The organism is Agrobacterium sp. 16-2014-1-2a, assembly GCF_053522705.1.
Map to the genome: position 1 here is coordinate 76992 of NZ_JBNWBX010000004.1, position 20441 is coordinate 97432.

At 59.6% G+C, this 20441-nt stretch carries 21 protein-coding genes; 3 read left to right on the top strand and 18 right to left on the bottom strand.

Translation table 11 applies throughout. The annotated features are described in order from the left end of the window. The 4 genes from ACQZ45_RS14560 to ACQZ45_RS14575 all read right to left on the bottom strand — a co-directional run bounded on the left by ACQZ45_RS14560 (window position 1) and on the right by ACQZ45_RS14575 (window position 5253). Entirely contained in the window at window positions 1–849 is an 849-nt protein-coding gene (locus ACQZ45_RS14560) for an ABC transporter permease (RefSeq protein WP_004430999.1), read from the bottom strand. 6 nt (window positions 850–855) lie between these two features. After that, window positions 856–1779, bottom strand: coding sequence for an ABC transporter permease (locus ACQZ45_RS14565; protein WP_003499197.1), 924 nt, complete (start codon window positions 1777–1779; stop codon window positions 856–858). A 76-nt stretch (window positions 1780–1855) separates the two neighbouring features. Beyond that, the gene (locus ACQZ45_RS14570) at window positions 1856–3391 is read right to left on the bottom strand and encodes an ABC transporter substrate-binding protein (RefSeq protein WP_004431003.1); all 1536 of its coding nucleotides are present in this window, start codon (window positions 3389–3391) and stop codon (window positions 1856–1858) included. Window positions 3392–3432: 41 nt separating this feature from the next. Beyond that, window positions 3433–5253: an ABC transporter ATP-binding protein gene (locus tag ACQZ45_RS14575; protein ID WP_004431005.1), complete on the bottom strand. Its 1821-nt coding sequence runs from the start codon at window positions 5251–5253 to the stop codon at window positions 3433–3435. Window positions 5254–5776: 523 nt separating this feature from the next. Between ACQZ45_RS14575 and ACQZ45_RS14580 the strand changes: the two genes are divergently transcribed. Then, entirely contained in the window at window positions 5777–6070 is a 294-nt protein-coding gene (locus ACQZ45_RS14580) for a putative quinol monooxygenase (RefSeq protein WP_013762362.1), read from the top strand. A gap of 80 nt (window positions 6071–6150) precedes the next feature. Here the strand turns inward: ACQZ45_RS14580 and ACQZ45_RS14585 are convergent, their stop codons facing one another. Further along, a complete protein-coding gene (locus tag ACQZ45_RS14585; protein ID WP_448742371.1) occupies window positions 6151–8049 on the bottom strand; it encodes a bifunctional sugar phosphate isomerase/epimerase/4-hydroxyphenylpyruvate dioxygenase family protein in 1899 nt (632 codons plus the stop codon). Window positions 8050–8170: 121 nt separating this feature from the next. Between ACQZ45_RS14585 and ACQZ45_RS14590 the strand changes: the two genes are divergently transcribed. Continuing rightward, complete coding sequence (locus ACQZ45_RS14590; protein ID WP_004431011.1) at window positions 8171–8866, top strand: TetR/AcrR family transcriptional regulator; 696 nt, start codon at window positions 8171–8173, stop codon at window positions 8864–8866. Here the strand turns inward: ACQZ45_RS14590 and aroQ are convergent. The 12 genes from aroQ to pcaD form a co-directional block, all read right to left on the bottom strand. Beyond that, the gene (gene aroQ / locus ACQZ45_RS14595; protein ID WP_004431014.1) at window positions 8838–9281 is read right to left on the bottom strand and encodes a type II 3-dehydroquinate dehydratase; all 444 of its coding nucleotides are present in this window, start codon (window positions 9279–9281) and stop codon (window positions 8838–8840) included. The genes ACQZ45_RS14590 and aroQ overlap by 29 nt on opposite strands. After that, window positions 9278–10165: a shikimate dehydrogenase gene (locus tag ACQZ45_RS14600; RefSeq protein ID WP_448742311.1), complete on the bottom strand. Its 888-nt coding sequence runs from the start codon at window positions 10163–10165 to the stop codon at window positions 9278–9280. Before ACQZ45_RS14600 ends, aroQ begins: the two co-directional genes overlap by 4 nt. A 58-nt stretch (window positions 10166–10223) precedes the next feature. Beyond that, complete coding sequence (locus ACQZ45_RS14605; RefSeq protein WP_004431018.1) at window positions 10224–10985, bottom strand: amino acid ABC transporter ATP-binding protein; 762 nt, start codon at window positions 10983–10985, stop codon at window positions 10224–10226. A gap of 29 nt (window positions 10986–11014) precedes the next feature. Beyond that, complete coding sequence (locus ACQZ45_RS14610) at window positions 11015–11854, bottom strand: transporter substrate-binding domain-containing protein (RefSeq protein WP_111801968.1); 840 nt, start codon at window positions 11852–11854, stop codon at window positions 11015–11017. 34 nt (window positions 11855–11888) lie between these two features. Continuing rightward, entirely contained in the window at window positions 11889–12725 is an 837-nt protein-coding gene (locus tag ACQZ45_RS14615; RefSeq protein ID WP_004431022.1) for a transporter substrate-binding domain-containing protein, read from the bottom strand. A 43-nt stretch (window positions 12726–12768) separates the two neighbouring features. Beyond that, on the bottom strand, window positions 12769–13419 hold the full coding sequence (locus ACQZ45_RS14620) for an amino acid ABC transporter permease (protein ID WP_004431025.1): 651 nt from the start codon (window positions 13417–13419) through the stop codon (window positions 12769–12771). A gap of 10 nt (window positions 13420–13429) precedes the next feature. Further along, window positions 13430–14098, bottom strand: coding sequence for an amino acid ABC transporter permease (locus ACQZ45_RS14625; RefSeq protein ID WP_004431026.1), 669 nt, complete (start codon window positions 14096–14098; stop codon window positions 13430–13432). 368 nt (window positions 14099–14466) lie between these two features. Next, window positions 14467–15528, bottom strand: coding sequence for a 3-carboxy-cis,cis-muconate cycloisomerase (locus tag ACQZ45_RS14630; RefSeq protein WP_448742312.1), 1062 nt, complete (start codon window positions 15526–15528; stop codon window positions 14467–14469). 18 nt (window positions 15529–15546) lie between these two features. Beyond that, complete coding sequence (pcaG, locus tag ACQZ45_RS14635) at window positions 15547–16167, bottom strand: protocatechuate 3,4-dioxygenase subunit alpha (protein WP_025595017.1); 621 nt, start codon at window positions 16165–16167, stop codon at window positions 15547–15549. 2 nt (window positions 16168–16169) lie between these two features. Continuing rightward, the gene (pcaH, locus tag ACQZ45_RS14640) at window positions 16170–16910 is read right to left on the bottom strand and encodes a protocatechuate 3,4-dioxygenase subunit beta (RefSeq protein WP_323131631.1); all 741 of its coding nucleotides are present in this window, start codon (window positions 16908–16910) and stop codon (window positions 16170–16172) included. Continuing rightward, a complete protein-coding gene (gene pcaC, locus ACQZ45_RS14645) occupies window positions 16907–17329 on the bottom strand; it encodes a 4-carboxymuconolactone decarboxylase (protein WP_004431033.1) in 423 nt (140 codons plus the stop codon). The genes pcaH and pcaC overlap by 4 nt, the downstream gene beginning before the upstream one ends. Window positions 17330–17332: 3 nt before the next feature. Then, window positions 17333–18130, bottom strand: coding sequence for a 3-oxoadipate enol-lactonase (pcaD, locus tag ACQZ45_RS14650; RefSeq protein ID WP_309510104.1), 798 nt, complete (start codon window positions 18128–18130; stop codon window positions 17333–17335). A gap of 95 nt (window positions 18131–18225) precedes the next feature. On the opposite strand from pcaD, the gene pcaQ reads away from it, so the two are divergent. After that, the gene (pcaQ, locus tag ACQZ45_RS14655) at window positions 18226–19167 is read left to right on the top strand and encodes a pca operon transcription factor PcaQ (RefSeq protein WP_019567002.1); all 942 of its coding nucleotides are present in this window, start codon (window positions 18226–18228) and stop codon (window positions 19165–19167) included. Here the strand turns inward: pcaQ and pobA are convergent. After that, on the bottom strand, window positions 19164–20336 hold the full coding sequence (pobA, locus tag ACQZ45_RS14660) for a 4-hydroxybenzoate 3-monooxygenase (protein ID WP_309510106.1): 1173 nt from the start codon (window positions 20334–20336) through the stop codon (window positions 19164–19166). The two genes, pcaQ and pobA, sit on opposite strands and share 4 nt — an antisense overlap. Between the last annotated feature and the right edge of the window lie 105 nt (window positions 20337–20441).

Here is a 20441-nt window from a genome sequence, read left to right on the forward strand (position 1 = left end):
TCACCTTGAGGTTCTGCCGGTGGGGTCGAGGCTGTCGCGCAGCCAGTCGCCGAGAAGGTTGAGGCCAAGCACGGTCAGAAGGATGGCAAGACCGGGGAAGACGCTGACCCACCATGCCGTTTGCAGATAGGTGCGGCCATCCGCCAGCATGCCGCCCCAGCTCGGAATGGTCGGATCGACACCGAGGCCGAGGAAGGTGAGGCTGCTTTCCAGCAGGATGTTGTTGGCGACGTTGAGCGTCATCAGCACGATGACCGGGCCGATCAGGTTCGGCAGAAGGTGCTGGAGGATGATGCGCCAGTCCTTCACGCCAATGGCGCGGGCGGACAGGATGAATTCCCGTTCGCGCAGCGTCAGCACCGAGCCGCGCACCAGGCGGGCATATTGTACCCATTGCGAGACGATCAGGAGGATGATGGTGTTGGTGAGGCTGCCGCCAACAATTGCGATGAAGGTGATGGCCAAGAGAATGAAGGGCATGGCGAGCTGGATATCGGCAAAGCGCATGACCAGCATGTCCCAGAAGCCGCGATAATAACCGGCGACCAGGCCGACGATCACGCCGAAGACCACGGCCCCAATGACCGAGGTGAAACCGACGAGCAGCGAAATCTTGCCGCCGGCCACGACTCGGGCCAGTACGTCACGGCCGAGCGGATCGGTGCCGAGTGGATGGGCGGCGCTAGTGAAGGGCTTGGCAAGGCGCGCCATCAGGTCGATCTTTTCGGCACCGCCCGGAAACAGCACGTCGGAAAGAAGAACCGCAAGGCAGATGACGACGGTAAGCAGGGCGCCGAGGATGAATTCGAGATTGTTGAAGCGCGACAGGCGCGAGGTTTTGGCAGCCATCGTCAATTACTCCGTGCGGATGCGCGGATCGACCAGCCCGTAGGCGATATCGACCAGAAGGTTGATGCCGACGATCATCAGCGACAGCACGGTGATGACGGCCTGAAGCACGGGATAGTCGCGCGCGCCCACCGCATCGAAGGCGAGCGTGCCGAGACCCGGCCAGTTGAAGACGCGCTCGATGACGACGATGCCGCCGAGAAGTCCGCCGAACTGCAGGCCGAAATAGGTAATCAGCGGAATGGCGCAATTACGCAGCGCATGCTTGTAAAGCACCTTGTTTTCGCTGAGGCCCTTGGCGCGCGCCACCATGACATATTGCGAGCGCAGCGTATCGAGCATCGCCGTGCGCACCAGGCGCACATTGGTAGCCGTCAGGATAACGCCCATGGTGACCGATGGCATGATGTAGCTTGCAAAGCCGCCCATGCCGCTTGGCGGCAGCCAGCCGAGCGTGATGGAGAAAAGCAGCACCAGCATGGTGGCCAGCCAGAAGTTGGGGAATGACAGGCCGACGAGCGAGAAGATACGGATCACCTGATCGGCCGTCTTGCCGCGCGAGGTCGCGGCCTTGATGCCGAGCGGAATGGAAAGCGCAATCGACACCGCCATGGAGATGAAGGCGAGAAGCAGCGTGGCGGGCAGGGCATCGGCGATGAGCCGTGATACCGGCGTGCTGCCGGTGAAGCTGCGGCCGAAATCGAGCGTAACCAGGCCTTTCAGGAAGCTGAAATATTGCACGAAGAACGGCCGGTCGGTTCCAAGCGCCGCACGAATGCGCGCCAGATCGTCTTCCGTCATGCTGCCGCCGCCCTGGAACATGGTGACAGCCGGATCGCCCGTCAGGCGGATGGCGAAGGAAACGAGAAGGGTGATGGCGATGACGACGAAAATCGCCTGCAGCAATCGCTTGATGAGGAAACCGGCCACGTTTTTTACCTTGAAGAGAGACCCGACCTTGCCCGCGGGATGGCGGGCAAGGCGCTTTTAGGGAGGATAAGCCTGATTATTCGACGGTGACGTCGGTCAGCTTCAGGCGGTTATCCGGCGGTGCCACGAAACCCTTGACCCGCTTGTTGATGCCGTAAATGGCATTGGTGTTGTAAAGCGGAATTTCCAGCGCGCGCTCGGCGGCATAGGCGCCGACTTGCTTGAGGATCTTTTCGCGCTCGGCTCGGTCAGTCAGCGGGCGCTGCGATTCCAGCAGCTTGTCCAGCTTCTCGTCCTTGTCGTAAGGATTCCACTTTTCACCCGAGTGGTACATGGAATAGGCCGTGTTGTCGTAATCGAAGGTCCAGCCGCCCCACTTCTGCTGGAACATCGCGCCGGTCTTGCCCTGCGGGATGATGTCGTTCAGGAGCACGTTGGTCTCATAGGGCTTGATGGTGGCGGTGATGCCGACCATGGACAGATAGCTGGAGATGACCTGCGCGACTTCGTTCATCGTCGCATCGTTGCCTCTGATATCGATCTGCAGCGCCGCACCCGGCTTGACGCCGGCTTCCGCGAGCAGCTTCTTTGCGCCTTCCGGATCGTAAGGCAGCGGCTTCAGATCGGCGTCGTAGCCGAAGGACAGCGCGCTCTGGAAGCTGGCGATTTCCGAGGCCTGACCGGCAAGGATCGACTTGACGATCGTGCCGCGATCAACGGCCATGATGATGGCCTTGCGCACCTTGGGATCAGCGGTGATGCCGTCACGAGTGTTGAAACGCAGCGCATCCACCGTCGGGCCTGGAACGCTGACGATCTCCAGCTTGGAATCGCCTTCGATGACCGGGATCATGCCAATCGGGATGGTGGGAGGAATGACGAGATCGACGCGGCCGGCCTGCAATTCGGCAACCGCGGTCGCCGGCTCGGCGATGAAGCGGAATTCCAGTTCGGAGAGCTTTGGTGCGCCGCCCCAATAATCCGGGTTGGCTTCCAGCTTAATGTTGGTCTTCGGCGCATAGGAGACGAATTTGAACGCGCCGGTGCCGACCGGGTTGAGGTTGAAGTTGTCCTCACCCTTTTCCTGAATGTATTTCGGTGGCACGATCATGCCGCCATAACCGGCAAGCTTGGTCAGAAGCACCGGATCGGGGGCCTTGAGCTTCATGTCGACGGTGTAGTCGTCGATGACGTCGACGCTTTCGATGGCGACATAGTTGGAGCGCTGCGGGCCCTTGGCACCCTGTTCGCCGAGAAGGCGCTCGAAGGTGAACTTGACGGCGGCGGCGTTGAAGGGCTCGCCATTATGGAACTTGACGTTCTGGCGCAGCTTGAAGCGGATGCGCTTGCCTTCATCAAGCTCTTCCCAGGATTCGGCAAGGCCGGGCACGAGTTTCAGGTCCGGACCGCGATAGGTCAGGCCATCGAAGATGTTGGTGGCGACAGCTGCCCATTGCACCAGGAAGGTGTCGATCGGATCCCAGCTGCCGGGGTCCTGCGGGCTGGAAATGGTCATCTTGCCAGCGGCGAAAGCCGGCGCTGCGGTGAAGGCCGTGCCGGCCAGCGCAAGCGCGACGAACGTTGCCGTCATCCCCTTTTTGATTTTTGTCATCTACCTGTTCCTCTTCAGATGGTTACGGTTTTGGTTATTGTTCAGGCACTCTTCGCGATGAAGTGGCCTGGATTGATTTCCTCATGGGCGAGAATGGCGGGCTCATCGCCGACGCGGCGCACGGGATTGGGAATTTCGCCCTCGATCATGGCGATGCGGCGCTCGATCAGGGGATCGGCAACCGGCACTGCGGAAAGCAGCCGGCGCGTATAATCATGCGTGGGCGTTTCGAAGACCTGCTGGCGGCTGCCCATTTCCATGATCTGGCCGAGATAAAGCACCGCGACGCGGTGGCTCATCTTTTCCACCACCGCCATGTCATGGCTGATGAACAGGTAAGCAAGACCACGTTCCGCCTGCAAATCCATGAACAGATTGATGATCTGCGCCTGGATGGAGACATCGAGCGCCGACAGCGCTTCGTCGGCGATGATGAGTTTGGGATCGGAGGCGAGCGCGCGGGCAATGCAGACACGCTGCCGCTGGCCGCCCGAAAACTCGTGCGGATACCGCGATGCATGTTCCGAACTCAGACCCACCCGTTCCAGCAGTTCATCCACCCGGCGGCGCACCGCCTTGGCATCGTTGATCAGGCCGTGGGTGTTGATCGGTTCGGCGATCGAGAAACCTACCGTCTTGCGCGGATCGAGCGAGGCGAAGGGGTCCTGGAAGATATATTGCACTTCCTGCCGCATGCGGAAACGTTCCGCTGCCGACATCTCAGAATAGCTGCGGCCGTTGAAGGATATTTCGCCTGATACCGCCGATTGCAGCTGCTGGATTGTGCGGCCGATGGTGGATTTGCCCGAACCGGATTCACCGACCAGCGCCAGTGTCTCCCCGGCGTGGATGTCGAAGCTGACCTTCTGCACGGCGCTGCAACGGTGCGTCGCCTTGCCGAACAGGTTCTTGCGAATATCGAAGCGAACGAACAGGTCGCGAACCGAAAGCAGCGGCTTCTCGTCGTATTTTGCGGTGTTCTGCACGCGTTCCTCGCCCACCACGACCGGCTGGCCATCCTGCAGGACGGTGAGCGGAAGGCGCTTGGGAAACTCTTCGCCGGTCATGCTGCCGAGGCGCGGAACGGCGGAAAGCAGCGCCCGCGTATAGGGATGCTGCGGATTGGCGAAGATGTCCTTGACCGGGCCTTCCTCAACCTTCCTGCCTTTCCACATGACGACGACGTCATCGGCCATTTCCGCCACCACGCCCATGTCATGGGTGATGAAGACCATGCCCATGCCGAGTTTCTTTTGCAGGTCGCGCATGATGTTGAGGATCTGCGCCTGAATGGTGACATCAAGTGCCGTCGTCGGTTCGTCGGCGATCAGCAGCTTCGGCCGACAGGCCAGCGCCATGGCGATCATCACGCGCTGGCGCATGCCGCCGGAAAGCTGATGCGGATAACGGTGCAGAAGCTCAGCCGCATCCGGCAACCGCACCATGTCGAGCAACTTTTTTGCCTCGGCCATGGCCGCCGCCTTGCCCATTTTCTCGTGCAGGACAAGCACTTCGCAGATCTGGTCACCGATGGTGAAGACCGGGTTCAGCGACGTCATCGGCTCCTGGAAGATCATGGCGATCTCCTTGCCGCGGATCGACCGCATTTCCTTCTGCGATGCCTTCAGCAGATCCTTGCCTTCGAACATGATGCGACCGGCGGGGTAAGTCGCGCCCATCATATCCGCAAGACGCATGGTTGAGAGCGACGTGACCGATTTGCCCGATCCGGATTCGCCGACGATCGCCACTGTCCTGCCGGCTTCCACGGCAAAGGAAATATCGTCCACGACGCGGCTGTCGCCGAACTCAACGCTCAGGTTTTCAACCGAGAGGAGGGCGTTGCGGTTTGCGGCAGTCATATCAGCGTCTCCGGCTTGGCATGCGCGGCAATGCCGGCGCGGCCATCTGAAATAGTGAGGGGGCAAGGGCGTGGGGCAGGCGCGCGGGATGAAACGCTATGCCGGAGGATGGGAGTGTCAAAAAGAAAGCGCATGGCGTTTCAGGCGCGATGTAGATTGGCTGCTGCCGGTCGATACGGGAATTGCGACCTGGTCGAAGTGCTACGGGCGACCTCACCGGTGCCGGTAAAATGCCTGTTGCCAGTCTCAGAATCGATGATGCGCATGAACTTGTATTCCCCACCCCTTGTTTTACAAAAAAGCTAACAAAACAGGACAATCATGTCCAGAGTGTTGAACAATTTTTGTATACTGCTCTACAAATACGCAAGTGCATTTATTTTGGGCGCGGGTGTGCCGAAGGGCCGGACCCCGCTTAAGGGACGGTTTTAGTCTGTATTGAGGGTGTATCGATTTCAGTGGTTGCGGGTGCCGCTGCGCGTGATACAGGCCGGACGAAGACCATTGAAAAAGGATAGCGGGTATGACGAATAGAACGGGTGCGGTCAGGCTATCCGGCTTCCTGCGTTGCGCATCGGTGCAGGATGTCCAACTTGTGGAAAGCCATCTACCCGATCACATTCGCCTGACCAGAGCGGAGCCGGGCTGTATTTCCTTTGAGGTATCGCAGACCGAAGACCCCCTGATCTGGAGGGTGGAAGAGCTTTTTGTGGACCGCGCTGCTTTCGATTTTCATCAGCAGCGCACGCGCGCATCTAAATGGTTTGTGGCCACCTCCGCCATTCCACGGGACTATGAGATAGTGACGCTGGCGTAAATAAAGACAGGCCGCAGCGGCATTCCTGCTGGCTGCGGCCTGTTTGCATTTTTGAAGCACCAGTGGACTGGTGTCTACGCCTATTCCTTCGGCATGCCGATCGGTGGCGCAAGGCGCCGCTGCGCAGCGATGCGGAAGGGGGCGTTCATCGCGCCATATCCGCCGTAGGCACCGCGCCTTTCGACGATTTCGAAGAAGAACCCTTCGCCGAAGGTGCGGCTGTATATCTGGAAATATTCGCCGTTGTCGTCCCGGTCGTAGAGGATGCTTGCTTCCCGGAGTGCGTCGGAGAATTCCGGTTCCAGCCCGAAGCGGGCCTCCAGATCGTCATAATAATTGCGCGAGATCGGCAGGGCGTGAAAGCCGCGCGCATGCAGAGCCTTGGCGGTGGCGAAGATATCGTCCGTGGCGAAGGCGATGTGCTGGATGCTGGTGCCGAAACCTTCCGCCAGAAATTTGCCGGCGAAGGTCTTTCGGTTGTCGGCACCGTTCATGGTCAGGCGGAAACGCGGGGAGGGCACGCTTTCTATGGCCTGGCTGCGCACCAGACCGCCGGGATCGACCACATCCACCATCGGCGTGCGGCGCGTTGAAAACAGCGATGTGTAGAACAGAAGCCAGGTCAGCATTTCATCGTAATGCGTGGTTTGCGCAAGATGGTCGATGCGGGTCAGTCCGGTATTGCCTGCTGCTGTCGTCGCATCCGGTGCGAATTCATTGTCCCAGATGGAGGCGAGCGCCGTGGACCCGTCGAGGAAATAGATGACGCCATTGCCCACGCCCTGAATGGCTGGAACCGCGACTTCGCCGGATTTGCGCGGTTCGGCGAATGTCGGTGCGCCCAGCGCTGCCGCACGCGCAAGTGCTGCCTGCGCATCATCGACCTTCAGGCCGAACGCATAGGCATTGGTGCCGTGGATGGAGTAGGATGCACCGGCGAAACTCTCACCGGTACCGCCGGTATTGATGACGATGCGAATGTCGCCCTGCGTATAGAGATCGACATCGCGATTGCGGTGCCTCGCGGTTTTATCAAAACCGAGTGTGGCGAGCAGCGCTTCCAGATTGGCCTTTTCCTCCGGCGCCGTTGTGAACTCGACAAACTCCACGCCTTCCGTCTGCACCCGCTCAGGCATGGCGGGCGCCTCGATGCGGATGTCGGGCTCCAGACGGCGCACCTGATCCATGAGGTTGATGAGCGAACGATGGCCGTCCTCAGCCAAAAGGCGCGCCGAGCCACCGCGGAACTGGTCGTTGAAGATTTCGAGCGACAGCGGGCCGCTATAACCGGTTGCCGCGACAGCGCGCATGAAATCCACCACCGGCAGATCGCCTTCGCCGGGCATGTTGCGGAAATGGCGGCTCCAGTACAACAGGTCCATGTCTATCAGCGGTGCGTCGGCCAATTGCACAATGAAGATCTTGTCGCCGGGAATGGAGCGGATGGAGTTGGGATCGATCTTGCGCGACAGCGTGTGGAAGCTGTCGAGGATGATACCGACATTGGGGTGATCTGCGCGGCGCACCACTTCCCACGCATCACGATGATCGCTGATGTGCCGGCCCCAGGCCAGCGCCTCGTAACCCACGCGAACACCGTGCCTGGACGCAAGCTCGCCAAGCTCATGGAAATCGGCGGCGGCGCGGTCTATGCCACCCAGCGACACCGGCGAGACATTCGAGCAGATCAGCATCAGATCGGTCCCGAGTTCGCCCATGATGTCGAATTTACGCCCTGCGCGCTCGAAGGCGCGGGCGCGGTGCGGTTCCGGCATGCCTTCGAAATCGCGGAACGGCTGGAAAAGCGTGATATCCAGCCCATGATCCGCCGCAAGGGCCTTCACCTCGCGCGGCGAGGCGTCGTAGGTCAGGAAATCGTTCTCGAAAATCTCCACACCGGTGAAACCGGCCTTGGCAATGGCCGCCAGTTTCTCCGGGAATTCGCCGCTGATGGAGACGGTGGCGATGGAAGTACGCATTGGCACACCCTGTTTGCCTGTGTCATAGCTCGCCATATTGCGTTCCTTTTCAGCGTTATGTACTAATTGGTTAATAATAGGGGTGCGGCGGCAAGCCGTATACCCTGCTGATGGATGGATCATGACAAAAAGCGCAACTTCGAACGGCACCAGCGAAACCCGGCAGGCGAAGCGCGATCCGGAAGGCGTGCGCCGAGACATTCTTTCCGTTGCGATGGAGGAGTTTTCGCAAAACGGCCTGTCGGGGGCGCGCATCGACGAGATCGCCGCCCGCACGCGTACATCCAAGCGGATGATCTATTATTATTTTACCGACAAGGAAGGGCTTTACCAGCGCGTTCTTGAAGAAGCCTATGCCAAGGTGCGTGGCGGCGAGAGCGATCTGGAGCTGGATGGTCTGGAACCGGTTGCGGCGCTGGAAAAGCTCTGTCGGTTCACTTTCGATCACCATCGCCGCAACCCGGCTTTCATCCGAATGGTGATGATCGAGAACATTCATCACGGCCGGCACATGCAATCGTCCGGAACGATCCGCCAGCTCAACCGGCCGGCCATCGATGCCCTGGAAAGCGTGCTGCTGCGCGGCCAGAAGAGCGGCATTTTCCGCAACGGCATCAATGCGCTGGAACTGCACTGGCAGATCAGCGCGCTGTCCTTTTTCAACGTCTCGAACGTCGCAACCTTCTCGTTCATCTTCGGCGACGGGCTGTTTACCGAGAAGGGTCAGCAAACATTGTCGCATCACGTCAGCGACATGGTGTTGCGATATGTGCTGAGCCCTGACCATATCACGAAGATCGGGAAAGACGGCCGATGAGGTGGCTGAGCGCCACCCCGTAACCTTCGATGCCGAGACCGGCGATCACGCCTTCGGCGCGCGTCGAGATATAGGAATGGTGGCGGAAGATCTCCCGTTTGTGGATGTTGGAAATGTGAACCTCGATCACCGGTGCCTCGAAGGTGTTGAGTGCATCGAGGATCGCCACCGAGGTATGGGTAAAGGCACCGGGATTGATGACGATTCCTGCCGATGTGCCGCGCGCCGCATGGATCCAGTCTATCAGCTCGTATTCCCGGTTGCTCTGGGCAAAGAATATCTCGTGGCCCGCCGCCTCGGCAATCGCGCGGCAATTGGCCTCCACATCGGCCATCGTTTCGTAGCCGTAGATTTCCGGCTGGCGTTGGCCGAGCAGGTTGAGGTTCGGTCCGTTAAGTATGGTGAAAAGGCTCACGCCACACCCTCTTTCGTGCAAATTTCGGTAAAATGTGCCGTCATGCGTTCGGCATCAGGTTCACGGCCGCAGAACAGCCGAAACGCGCCAACAGCCTGAAACACCGTCATGCCGCCGCCGGGCAGGGTGCGACAGCCTTTTTGGGCCGCCGTCGCCAGAAGCTCGGTCACCAGCGGCATATAAACGATATCGGCCACCCAGTGCCGTTGTTCAAGGAGGTCGGCCTTGACCGGCATGCCGGGATGGGCGGGCATGCCCATCGGTGTGGCGTGGATCAACCCATCCGCGAAGGGCAGGGAATCTGCCGGGTCTTTCACGGCAAAGGCGTGGCCTTCGCCAAAACGGGCGTTGAGTTCGGCAGCCAGATGCTCGGCGCGGCTGAAATCGCGGTCGCAGATATCGAGATGAGTAATGCCGAGTTTCAGCGCCGCATGGGCCACCGCAACGCCTGCACCACCAGCACCGACCAGCAGCGCCCGGTCGCGTTTCGCATCCGGCAGGCCGCGCATGAAGCTTTCGTAAAATCCGTACCAGTCCGTATTGTGCCCAATGCGACGTCCGTCCTTGAAGACGACGGTGTTGACCGCGCCGAGCATGCGGGCATCATCAGACAATTCATGCAGGTGCGGAAGTACCGCCTGCTTGAATGGATGGGTAATGTTGGTGCCGGCAAAGCCGCGCGATTCCAGCTCATTGAGCAGATCGGGAAGCGCGCTTTCCGGCAGCTTGCGCGCCACGACATCGACAAGCTCATAGGAATAATCGAGGCCGTGGGCAGCCCCTTCGCGCATGTGCAGCGCGGGAGATTTGGAAAGCTGGATGTCGGCGCCAATCAGGCCGACCTTGAAGGATTTGGTGTCTGTCATGTTCAGGTCATCGCTCATCGAACGTGGTGGGAGAGGCGGGGGGCATCCCCGCCTGCCTGTCGGCTCCGGGTGAGCCTTAGTGATGGGCGAGAATTTCGCCGAGGAATGTGCGGGTACGCTGGTGCTTGGGATCGCGGAAGAACTCGTCCGGCGGGCCTTCCTCGATGATTTCGCCTTCCGACATGAAGACCACACGGTCGGCAACCTGCCGGGCAAAGCCCATTTCATGGGTCACGCAGATCATCGTCATGCCGTCGCGGGCAAGACCGATCATCGTGTCGAGCACTTCCTTGACCATTTCCGGATCAAGCGCCGAAGTCGGCTCATCGAACAGCATGGCTTTCGGCTCCATGCAGAGCGCACGGGCAATCGCTGCGCGTTGCTGCTGGCCGCCGGAAAGCTGCGCCGGATATTTATCGGCCTGATTGAGAATGCGCACGCGCTCCAGATATTTGCGCGCGGTCGCTTCCGCATCGGCTTTCGACAGGCCCTTCACCCGCATGGGCGCCAGGGTGCAGTTTTCCATGATGGTCTTGTGCGGGAAGAGATTGAAGCTCTGGAACACCATGCCCACTTCACGGCGAACCGCATCGATGGCGCGGGTCGAATCCGAAAGCGTGGTTCCCTCGACCGTGATCTTGCCCTCCTGGATTTCTTCCAGATGGTTGATGCAGCGGATAAGGGTGGATTTTCCTGAACCCGACGGGCCGCAAAGAACGATTTTTTCACCTTTGCGAACCGTCATGTTGACGCCTTTCAGCGCATGGAAGGCTCCATACCACTTTCCAACCCCTTCAAGGGCGATCAGCGGAGCCTGTGCGGCGGAGGATTGCGACATGGAACTTTCCTTCATGCTGGGAAGCAGCGTTAGTTAACGGTGTAGGGAATGTCAGGAAGCGAGGCCGGGAAGTCCGGAACCGGGCGCTTCATCCATTTGGCATAGACTTTTGCGAGCTCGCCATTGGCCTTGGCTTTGTCGAGCCAAGCGTTGAGTGCCTCGTTCCAGTCCTTTTCACCGGGGCGCGTGGCGGCGCTGTTGTAGAGGGTCACGAGGTCGAACTTTACCTCGTAATCCTTGCCGCCAGCCGCTGCGAGACGGTCACCATAAAACTGGTTGCCGCCGATTGCCTCGATCTGGCCCGACAGGATCGCCTGAATGGTGGCGGCGTCATCGTCGAAACGCAGAATTTTTGCCTTGGTACCGGCACCTGCGGTCAAAGCCGTGTCCATCGGACTGGATTTCGGCGCGCCGACGGTCATTCCCGTGAGATCGTCGAAGTTGGCTATCTTCTTGTCCTTGGTGGCATAGACCGACATGACGTTATGCGCGTAAGGCTGCGCATATTGTACGTTTTTCGCGCGTTCCGGCGTCATCCCCATCGACGCGAACAGGGCATCGACCTTTCCGGTGCGAAGCGACGGGATGCGGTTGGCGACTGCAAGCGGTACGAACTCCACTTTCAGTCCAAGATAGTCCGCAAACCCGCGGGCTAAATCCGCATCATAACCTTCCTGAACACCAGAGGAGTTTATGAAGCCCCAGGGCGCGTTGTCGCCCTGAATGCCGATGATGATCTTGCCGCTGGACTTTGCTTCGTCAAGTGTTCTGGCTTCTGCGCCTGCGGGTGTCAGGATTGGCAGCAAAGCTGCTGCCAATCCGATGGCGATGGCTGTTCGCCAACGCGTCTGTTTGTTAAAGATTCCCATTGGTTACTCCTCCCAATCCAGCCTCTTCCGGTCTTCACTTCACGGTGAAAGGAATATCCGGCAGGCTTTCCGGGAAAGCGGGAACTTCGCGCTTCATCCACTTGTCGTAGATCTTGGCAAGCTGGCCATCCGACTTGATCTTGTCGAGGAAGGCGTTGACGGTTTCGTTCCAGTCCTTTTCACCCGGACGGGTGCCGGCGCCGTTGTAAAGCGTCGTCAGGTCGAACTTCGGCTCGTATTTGCCGTTGGCAGCCTGATTGAGGCGGTCGCCATAAAACTGGTTGCCACCGACAACCTCGACCTGGCCGGAAATCAGTGCCTGAATGTTGGCGGCATCATCGTCAAAGCGCAGGATCTTGGCCTTGGAGCCTGCACCTGCCGTGATCGCCGTGTCCATGGCGCTGGACTTCGGAACGCCGACGGAGACGCCGGTCAGATCGTCATAGTTGCCGATCTTCTTGTCCTTGGGGCCGTAGACGGAAAGCACGTTACCGGCATAGGGCTTGGAATACTGGATGGTCTTGGCGCGCTCGGCGGTCATGCCCATGGTTGCGAACAGCAGGTCGACCTTGCCCGTCAGAAGGGCCGGAATGCGGTTTGCCACGGCAAGCGGTACGAATTCCACCTTGACGCCGAGATATTCGGCAAACGCCTTGCCGATATCGGCATCGAGGCCGTCTTGAACGCCGCTCGAATTGACGAAGCCCCATGGCGAATTGTCGCCCTGAATGCCGATTACGACCTTGCCCTTGGCCTTGGCCTCATCCACCGTGCCGGCGAAGGCGTCGACCGGTGCGATAAAGGGCAGGGCGACCGTTGCTGCGGCGAGCGCGAGCAGGGTGCGACGTGAGAATTTACCGTTGGATTTCATCTTTTGCTCCTCCTTACAAAGCTTGATGACATGTTGATGGGTGTTAGCGGGAAGCGGCTTGCATCCGCTTTTCTACACTGGCGCCCCACAGGGAAAGCGGCCAGCAGATCAGGAAATACATGATGCCGACGATGGCAAAGACCGTCAGCGGACGGAACGTCTGGTTGGAGACGATCTGGCCGGCGCGGGACAGTTCGACGAAGCCGACAATGGCGGCAAGCGACGTGCCCTTGATGAGCTGCACCAGAAAACCGATGGTGGCGGGCAGCGAAATCTTGAAGGCCTGCGGCAGAACCACGTCCTTCATTCGCGACACGTAGTGCAGGCCAAGCGCGTTGGCGGCTTCGGTCTGACCCTTCGGCACAGCCTGGATGCCACCGCGCCAGATTTCACCCAGAAAGGCGCTGGCATGCAGGGTGAATGCAATGGCGACCGCAATCCAGGCATCCACATTCAGGCCCGCAAGCGCCACGCCGTAATAAACGACGAAAAGCTGCATCAGGAGCGGTGTGCCCTGGAAAATCGCGATGAAGCCTGTGCTGGCGCGCTGGATCGCCGGGGTTTCGGCAACGCGGCCAAGCGCGACGCAAAGACCGAAAATGCCGCCGCCGATGAAGCCGATCAGGGTCAGCGCAAGGGTCCATTTCAGGCCCTGCAGCAGGAAGAACAATTCGTTGGAACCGATGGATGCCATTGTCTTTTCCTCACTTGACCGGATAGCTGAACGATGTGCGGGAGATGAGGGAAAATACCCCCATCATCAGCGAGGAAATGACCAGATAAAGCAGCGTGATCGAGAAATAGACCTCAAAGGAGCGGAAGGTGTCCGCTTCGATCTGCTGGGCCACCGAGGTCAGCTCGTAAGCCGCAATCGAGGTACAGACCGAAGTGGTCAGCGTCAGCATGATGAACTGGCTGGTGAGTGACGGATAGACCGCCCGAAGCGCCGGCTTCAGAATGATGTGCCGGAAGATCTGCGCCCGGTGCAGGCCAAGCGCCAATCCCGCCTCAACCTGGCCCTTGGGAATGGAATCGACGCCGCCGCGAATGATTTCGATGGCATAGGCGCCGCCGTTCAACGCAAGCGCAATGATTGCCGTGACCGTGGGGTTAAGCTTGATGCCGATTTGCGGCAGGGCGAAGAAGATGAAGAATATCTGCACCAGAAACGGCGTGTTGCGAATGGCTTCCACGAACCCGATTACCAGACCGCGCAGCAGCTTGAAGCGCGAGCGGCGGGCCACGACGCCGAGAACCCCGATGACGGTGGCAAGCGACATGCCGGCGATTGCAAGGCCGATCGTTGCAAGACAGGCCAGAAGCAGCTCGGGCAGACGGTCTATGACCGCCGAAAAATCGAGACTGTAAGACATATTTCCTCCCAACCCGTTCGGGTCCGAACAGACGTTTCGCCTTGTTCGCATCGCTTTGGAAAGCCTGTGGCTCCAAAGCCCTCCGTTTGTTTTTACCGTGCCGGGGAAGCTCCACACTTCTGTGCCAGCATAGCGTTAACCTGAATGTTTGTACCAGTTAGTTCAATTTTGTGTCAAGCGCCAACTCCGGTTAGAAACAGCTTAAAGATCACTTTTTCTTCATTCATCTTGTTCAAGAAAGTCGTTTTTTATCAACGACTAATGTGATTGGTCGCAAGAGTTTTCATCGCGCGCCCGCGCCATTCCCATCTCGCTGGCAAAAGCGCCCGAAGGCCGCTCAGTCCTCGCGAAAATCTGTCATTCCCTCTTTATTCTTCGCTTGCTCCCAGCCGGTCGATCTGCCCCGCGAGGCGCTCGGCGATCAGGAGTGAGCACCCCGTAGCCGTCACCATTTGCGGCAGCGACAGCCATTCGAGCATCCAGCCCGCGCCCGAACGTTCCTGTTCGTGAACGAGAGACTGGTGCAATGCCGAAATCTGCACGGCGTTGAAGCGTGCCAGCGTCACCAGCGTTTCCGCATTGACCGGGTTCTGCTTGTGCGGCATCGCCGAGGAACCACCCCCGCCGCTCATGCGAATTTCGGCGCCGACTTCGGCCAGAAGCGCGATATCCTGCCCGAACTTGCCAAGCGTGCCGGTGACGAGCGACAGCAGATTGGCAAGCTCGGCGATACCGTCGCGCTGGTTGTGCCACTGCGGCCTGTCAGAAAGGCCGAGACGCTTTGCGAGATCGGCGCGGACAGTGCCGGCATTGTCGCCGAGCTTTTCCAGCGTGCCGGCCGCGCCGCCGAACTGGACGGCAAAACCGTGCTGCAAAAACGTGTCGATCCGAACCAGATGCCGTTCCAGCGGATCGATCCAGCTTGCCACCCTGTCGCCGACCGTGATGGCGATGGCGGCCTGCATGCGAGTATATCCCGTCAGCGGGTTGCTGCCATCGCGGGCCGCAATATCACCCAGCGTATCGATGAGGCGACCGAGCCGTGCCGCGATGATTTCCGCTGCCGCCTTCAGCCGCAGCATCAGGCTGGTATCGATGACATCCTGGCTGGTGGCGCCGAAATGCAGCTTTTCCGCCGCAGTACCGGCAACCGCCGCCCGCATCTGCCGGACAAGTTCCGGCACCACAACGCCGTCCTTGGCGACGCCATGGCGAAGCGCGGTGGTATCGGCGGCAAAATCGGAAAGGCGGGAGACGATCGCATCCGCCGCATCCGCTTCAATGACGCCCGCCCCGGCTTGCGCCTGCGCCAGCGCCGTCTCGAAACGGATCATGGCATCGATATCCGCTCTGGCCGAAAACAGCTCAACGATTTCGCTGTCGCCAAAAAGGCCGGAGAGAAACGGATGTTCGAAGGGGGAAAGGCTCATCTCAGGTTACAGCTCCGCTCAGATATCGAAAAACACGGTTTCGCCCTCGCCCTGAAGGCGGATATCGAAACGATAGATGTTTCCTTCCTCCTTTTTGGCGACAAGGGTGGCGATGCGGCTTTTCTGCTCGACGCGGGCAAGGACCGGATCGGCGGCATTGGCCTCCTGCTCCTCGGGAAAATACATGCGGGTTTGCAGGCCGATATTGATACCGCGCGCCACGATCCAGAAAGTGATGTGCGGCGCCATCCACCGGCCGTCGCGGAAGGGCACCTTGCCGGGCTTGATGGTGTCGAAGATGAATTCGCCGGTATCCATGTCGCCGGGCGAGCGGCCCCAGCCGGTGAAATTCGGATCTGCCTTGCCGCGTGTTTCGCTGGGGCTGTTGTAATAACCGTCCGTATCCGCCTGCCAGATTTCGATCAGGGCGTCCTTAAGCGGCATGCCAGCGCCGTCGTAGACCGTGCCACGCACGCTTATGCGTTCGCCGCGAGCCTTGTCGTTATAGAGCGCGCCGGAGCCCAGGTCCTTTTCGAACACGCCCTCGATGCCAACGAAATTGGGGGTGCAGCCGATATGGACATATGGGCCTGCCGTCTGCGACGCTGATTCCTTGAGATAACCGAGCGGCTGGACCATGATCAGTTGCCTTCCTTGCGATTTTCGAAAAACGTGGAGCGGCGGCCGCGAAGCACGATGTCGAACTTGTATGCCAGCATGTCCATGGGAATGTTTGAATTCATATCCAGCGGCGCGATCAGCCGCTTGATCGCATCCTCGTCCGGGATGGTTTTGACGATCGGACATTTCCAGATCAGCGGATCGCCTTCGAAATACATCTGGGTTATCAGCCGCTGGGCAAAACCGTGGCCGAAGACCGAGAAGTGGATATGGGCAGGCCGCCAGTCGTTGACGCCGTTCGGCCAGGGGTAAGCGCCCGGCTGGATGGTCTTGAACCAGTAATAACCGTTCTCATCCGTGATCGTGCGGCCGACGCCGCCAAAATTCGGATCGATGGCGGCGAGATAGGTTTCCTTCTTGTGGCGATACCGCCCGCCGGCATTGGCCTGCCAGAATTCCACGAGCGCACCGTCCACGCCGCGGCCGCGCTCGTCCAGCACCCGGCCGTGGACCAGAATGCGCGGGCCAATCGGCATTTCGCCAGGGCGGGCATAATTGAGGATCAGGTCGTTATCCAGCTCGTTCAGCAGGCTGTGGCCGAAAACCGGCCCGGTGATCTCGCTTTTGGTGCCTTCCAGCGAAATCAGGGCGCGCTTCGGAGAACGCAGGATAGAGGTCTTGTACCAGGGAGCATAGGCCAGCGGATGAATGTCGCGGTCGCGTGCGAAGAACGGCCCCGTTTCGGGCTTTGTATTACTCATTTCGTCTCCTCCTCGTCGCGGGAACTATCGGCTTTCATGCCGGCCAGAGCAAGCTTGGCGGTCTTGAAAGCGTGGTTGGCGGCGGGCACGCCGGCATAGATTGCGACATGCAGCAGCGCTTCGCGAATATCCGCTTCGGTGGCGCCGGTATTGGCGGTGGCGCGCACGTGCATGGCGAGCTCCTCGTCCTGACCGAGTGCGGCAAGCAAGGCGATGGTGACCATCGAGCGCTCGCGCTTCGTCCAGTGGTTACCGGACCACACCGTGCCCCAGGCCGCTTCGGTGATGAGCTGCTGAAACGGCTGGTCGAACCCCGTTGTCACCGTCTGCGCGCGGTCGACATGCGCGTCACCGAGCACGGCGCGGCGCGTTTTCATGCCCTGCTCAAATCTCTCGTTCTTGTCGATATTGTCCGCCATCTGTCAGTGCTCCGGCAAGGTCTTCAGAAAATCACCGACCGCCTGCGCATAGGCGAGCGGTTGTTCAAGGCAAGGAATGTGGCCGCAGCGTGCAATGGTGGCGAGACGGCTTGCGGGAATGAGGTCCGCCAGCGATTTCACCAGTGCTGGCGGTGTCGACCCGTCTTCATCGCCCGCCACACAGAGCGTCGGAACAGCGATGCGGCCCGCTTCGTGCGTGAAATCGGCATCGCGTATGGCGGCGCAGGTGCCGCTGTAACCGGCCTCCGGCTGTTGGGAAAGCATGTTGCGCGCGCCCGCATAAACCACGTTTTCCGGCTGGCGAAAGGCTGGTGTGAACCAGCGCTCCATCACCGGATCGATCAGCGAGGCAAGGCCATCAGCGGCGATCTTGTCGATGCGCGCGTTCCACATCTCGGCGGTGCCGATCCTGTGGGCGGTATTGCTGAGCACAAGGGCACGCACGAGATCGCGACGCCGGGCATAAATTCCCTGTGCAACCAGTCCACCGACCGACAGACCCCAGATGACCGCATTGTTGACGGAAAGATGATCGAGGATGGCAATCAGGTCGTCCGCGTGATCGTCTATCGAATAGGCAGGGCGGCCGATATCGGACAGGCCATGGCCACGTTTGTCGTGCAGGACGAAAGCATATTTGTCGCCAAGTTCCGCAATCACCGCATCCCAGATACGGAAATCGGTGCCAAGCGAATTGATAAAGGCGATGACCGGCTTGCCGCTTTCCAGTTCGTGCGCACGATAATGGATCGCGTTTTCGCCACAGCGCAGAAAATGCATGATGTACGTCCTCCTGTTGACGATATTGCAAGCACGTTCCGGTTAAGTAAAATGACATTATCGGTGAAAAATATAACCAATGGATTATATGTTCGATGGTCGAGCAGCGTATAAAGTTCCGGCATCTTCAGACCTTCGTGGAGGTGGCGCGCCAGAAAAGCGTCATTCGTGCGGCGGAAATCCTGCATGTCAGCCAGCCGGCGGTAACGAAAACCATCCGCGAACTCGAGGAGATTCTCGGCGTCTCGCTGTTCGACCGCGAGGGGCGCGGCATCCGCATCAGCCGCTATGGCGAGGTGTTCCTGCGCCATGCCGGGGCGACGATGACGGCACTTCGCCATGCGGTCGATTCCGTCTCGCAGGAGGCGGCGCGTGCCGGCCCGCCGGTTCGCGTCGGTGCCTTGCCGACCGTTTCGGTGAGGATCATGCCGAAAGCCATGGCTGGGTTTCTTTCGGAAAAAACCGGCAGCCCGGTCAAGATCGTCACCGGTGACAATGCCGTTCTTCTGGAGCAGTTGCGCGTCGGCGATCTGGATCTCGTCGTCGGGCGCCTGGCTGCGCCGGAAAAGATGGCGGGCTTTTCCTTCGAGCATCTCTATTCCGAAAAGGTGCGGTTCGTCGTGCGCGCCGGCCATCCGCTGCTGTCGCCGGGCATTTCGGTTTTCGATCACCTGCACGAGTTCCCGGTATTGATCCCCACCCGCCAGTCGGTAATCGGTCCCATCGTCGAGCAGTTCCTGATCGCCAATGGGGTGCCGGCCTTGCCGATCCGCATCGAAACGGTATCGGATGCGTTTGGCCGCGCGTTCCTGCGCACCAGTGATGCCGTCTGGATCATTTCGGAAGGCGTGGTCGCAGGCGATGTGGCAGATGGAACTCTGGCTATCCTGCCGGTCGATACCGGCGATACCAGCGGCCCGGTCGGATTGACGGTGCGGGCCGATACGCAGCCCTCACTGCCGCTGTCGCTGCTGATACAGGCCATTCGCGAAGCTGCGCGCGAACTGCTCGACCCGAAGCCCGAAACTGTTTCCTAATAGGGAAGCCCGACATAGTTTTCCGCAAGCGCCGTGGAGGCAGCGCGGGAATGCACGAGGTAATCCAGCTCCGCTTCCTGGATGCGCTGGCCAAATTCGCCGGTATCGGGAAAGCGGTGCATCATTGTCGTCATCCACCAGGAAAACCGCACGGCCTTCCAGACGCGGGATAGCGCTTTCTGCGAATAGTAATCGATGCCCGCTTCCGACCCTTCACGATAAAATTCGATGAGCGCCTCGCTGAGATAATGCACGTCGCTGGCAGCAAGGTTGAGGCCCTTGGCGCCGGTCGGCGGCACGATGTGGGCGGCGTCGCCCGCCAGAAACAACCGCCCGAAGCGCATCGGTTCACACACGAAGGACCGAAGCGGTGCGATGGATTTTTCAAATGACGGCCCGGTCACCAGGGCATCGGCATGGTTTTCCGGCAGGCGGCGGCGGATTTCATCCCAGAAGCGCTCATCGCTCCAGTCCTCCGGCCGGTCTTCCAGCGAACATTGCAGGTAATAGCGGCTGCGCGTGTGCGAGCGCATGGAACAGAGAGCAAAACCACTGGGATGGTTGGCATAGATGAGTTCGTGGCTGACAGGCGGCACTTCGGCCAGAATACCGAGCCAGCCGAAGGGGTATATCCTCTCGAATTCCTTGATCGAGCGCTCAGGTACGGATTTGCGGCTGACGCCGTGAAACCCATCGCATCCGGCAATAAAATCACAATCTATCCGATGGCTTACGCCGTCTTTTTCATAGGTCACATAGGGGCTGGCACCATCGAAATCATGAGGCTCCACATTCAAGGCTTCATAGATTGTGGTAAGCCCCGCTTTTTCGCGGGCATCCATCAGGTCGTGCGTCACCTCCGTCTGACCGTAGACCATTACCCGTTTGCCGCCGGTAAGATCGAAGAGGTCGATACGGTGATCGCGCCCGTCAAAGGTCAGCGAGAAACCGTCATGTGGCAGACCTTCCTTGTGCAGGCGTTTGTCGGCGCCAACTTTTTCCAGAAGGTGCACTGTACCTTCTTCCAGCACCCCGGCGCGGACCCGACCGAGGATGTAGTCCTTGCCGGCCCGGTCGAGAATGACGGTATCGATGCCTTCATTGGCAAGCAGCTGGCCAAGCAGCAGACCCGAAGGACCGGAGCCGATGATGACGACCTTGGTGCGCATTATTTTCCTCCCGGAATTGTCTCCTGTCAGGAAATTGACCAAAGCGCGCGACAAGCTCAATGGACTTTTTGATCCGTAAATTGCACAATTCGACCATGATGCGGG

Coding starts and splice junctions, on each gene's coding strand:
- ACQZ45_RS14560 (WP_004430999.1), bottom strand. CDS start 849: ATGGCTGCCAAAACCTCGCGCCTGTCGCGCTTCAACAATCTCGAATTC.
- ACQZ45_RS14570 (WP_004431003.1), bottom strand. CDS start 3,391: ATGACAAAAATCAAAAAGGGGATGACGGCAACGTTCGTCGCGCTTGCG.
- ACQZ45_RS14575 (WP_004431005.1), bottom strand. CDS start 5,253: ATGACTGCCGCAAACCGCAACGCCCTCCTCTCGGTTGAAAACCTGAGC.
- ACQZ45_RS14580 (WP_013762362.1), top strand. CDS start 5,777: ATGACGAATAGAACGGGTGCGGTCAGGCTATCCGGCTTCCTGCGTTGC.
- ACQZ45_RS14585 (WP_448742371.1), bottom strand. CDS start 8,049: ATGCGTACTTCCATCGCCACCGTCTCCATCAGCGGCGAATTCCCGGAG.
- ACQZ45_RS14590 (WP_004431011.1), top strand. CDS start 8,171: ATGACAAAAAGCGCAACTTCGAACGGCACCAGCGAAACCCGGCAGGCG.
- ACQZ45_RS14600 (WP_448742311.1), bottom strand. CDS start 10,165: ATGAGCGATGACCTGAACATGACAGACACCAAATCCTTCAAGGTCGGC.
- ACQZ45_RS14605 (WP_004431018.1), bottom strand. CDS start 10,985: ATGTCGCAATCCTCCGCCGCACAGGCTCCGCTGATCGCCCTTGAAGGG.
- ACQZ45_RS14610 (WP_111801968.1), bottom strand. CDS start 11,854: ATGGGAATCTTTAACAAACAGACGCGTTGGCGAACAGCCATCGCCATC.
- ACQZ45_RS14615 (WP_004431022.1), bottom strand. CDS start 12,725: ATGAAATCCAACGGTAAATTCTCACGTCGCACCCTGCTCGCGCTCGCC.
- ACQZ45_RS14620 (WP_004431025.1), bottom strand. CDS start 13,419: ATGGCATCCATCGGTTCCAACGAATTGTTCTTCCTGCTGCAGGGCCTG.
- ACQZ45_RS14625 (WP_004431026.1), bottom strand. CDS start 14,098: ATGTCTTACAGTCTCGATTTTTCGGCGGTCATAGACCGTCTGCCCGAG.
- ACQZ45_RS14630 (WP_448742312.1), bottom strand. CDS start 15,528: ATGAGCCTTTCCCCCTTCGAACATCCGTTTCTCTCCGGCCTTTTTGGC.
- pcaG (WP_025595017.1), bottom strand. CDS start 16,167: ATGGTCCAGCCGCTCGGTTATCTCAAGGAATCAGCGTCGCAGACGGCA.
- pcaH (WP_323131631.1), bottom strand. CDS start 16,910: ATGAGTAATACAAAGCCCGAAACGGGGCCGTTCTTCGCACGCGACCGC.
- pcaC (WP_004431033.1), bottom strand. CDS start 17,329: ATGGCGGACAATATCGACAAGAACGAGAGATTTGAGCAGGGCATGAAA.
- pcaD (WP_309510104.1), bottom strand. CDS start 18,130: ATGCATTTTCTGCGCTGTGGCGAAAACGCGATCCATTATCGTGCGCAC.
- pcaQ (WP_019567002.1), top strand. CDS start 18,226: ATGGTCGAGCAGCGTATAAAGTTCCGGCATCTTCAGACCTTCGTGGAG.
- pobA (WP_309510106.1), bottom strand. CDS start 20,336: ATGCGCACCAAGGTCGTCATCATCGGCTCCGGTCCTTCGGGTCTGCTG.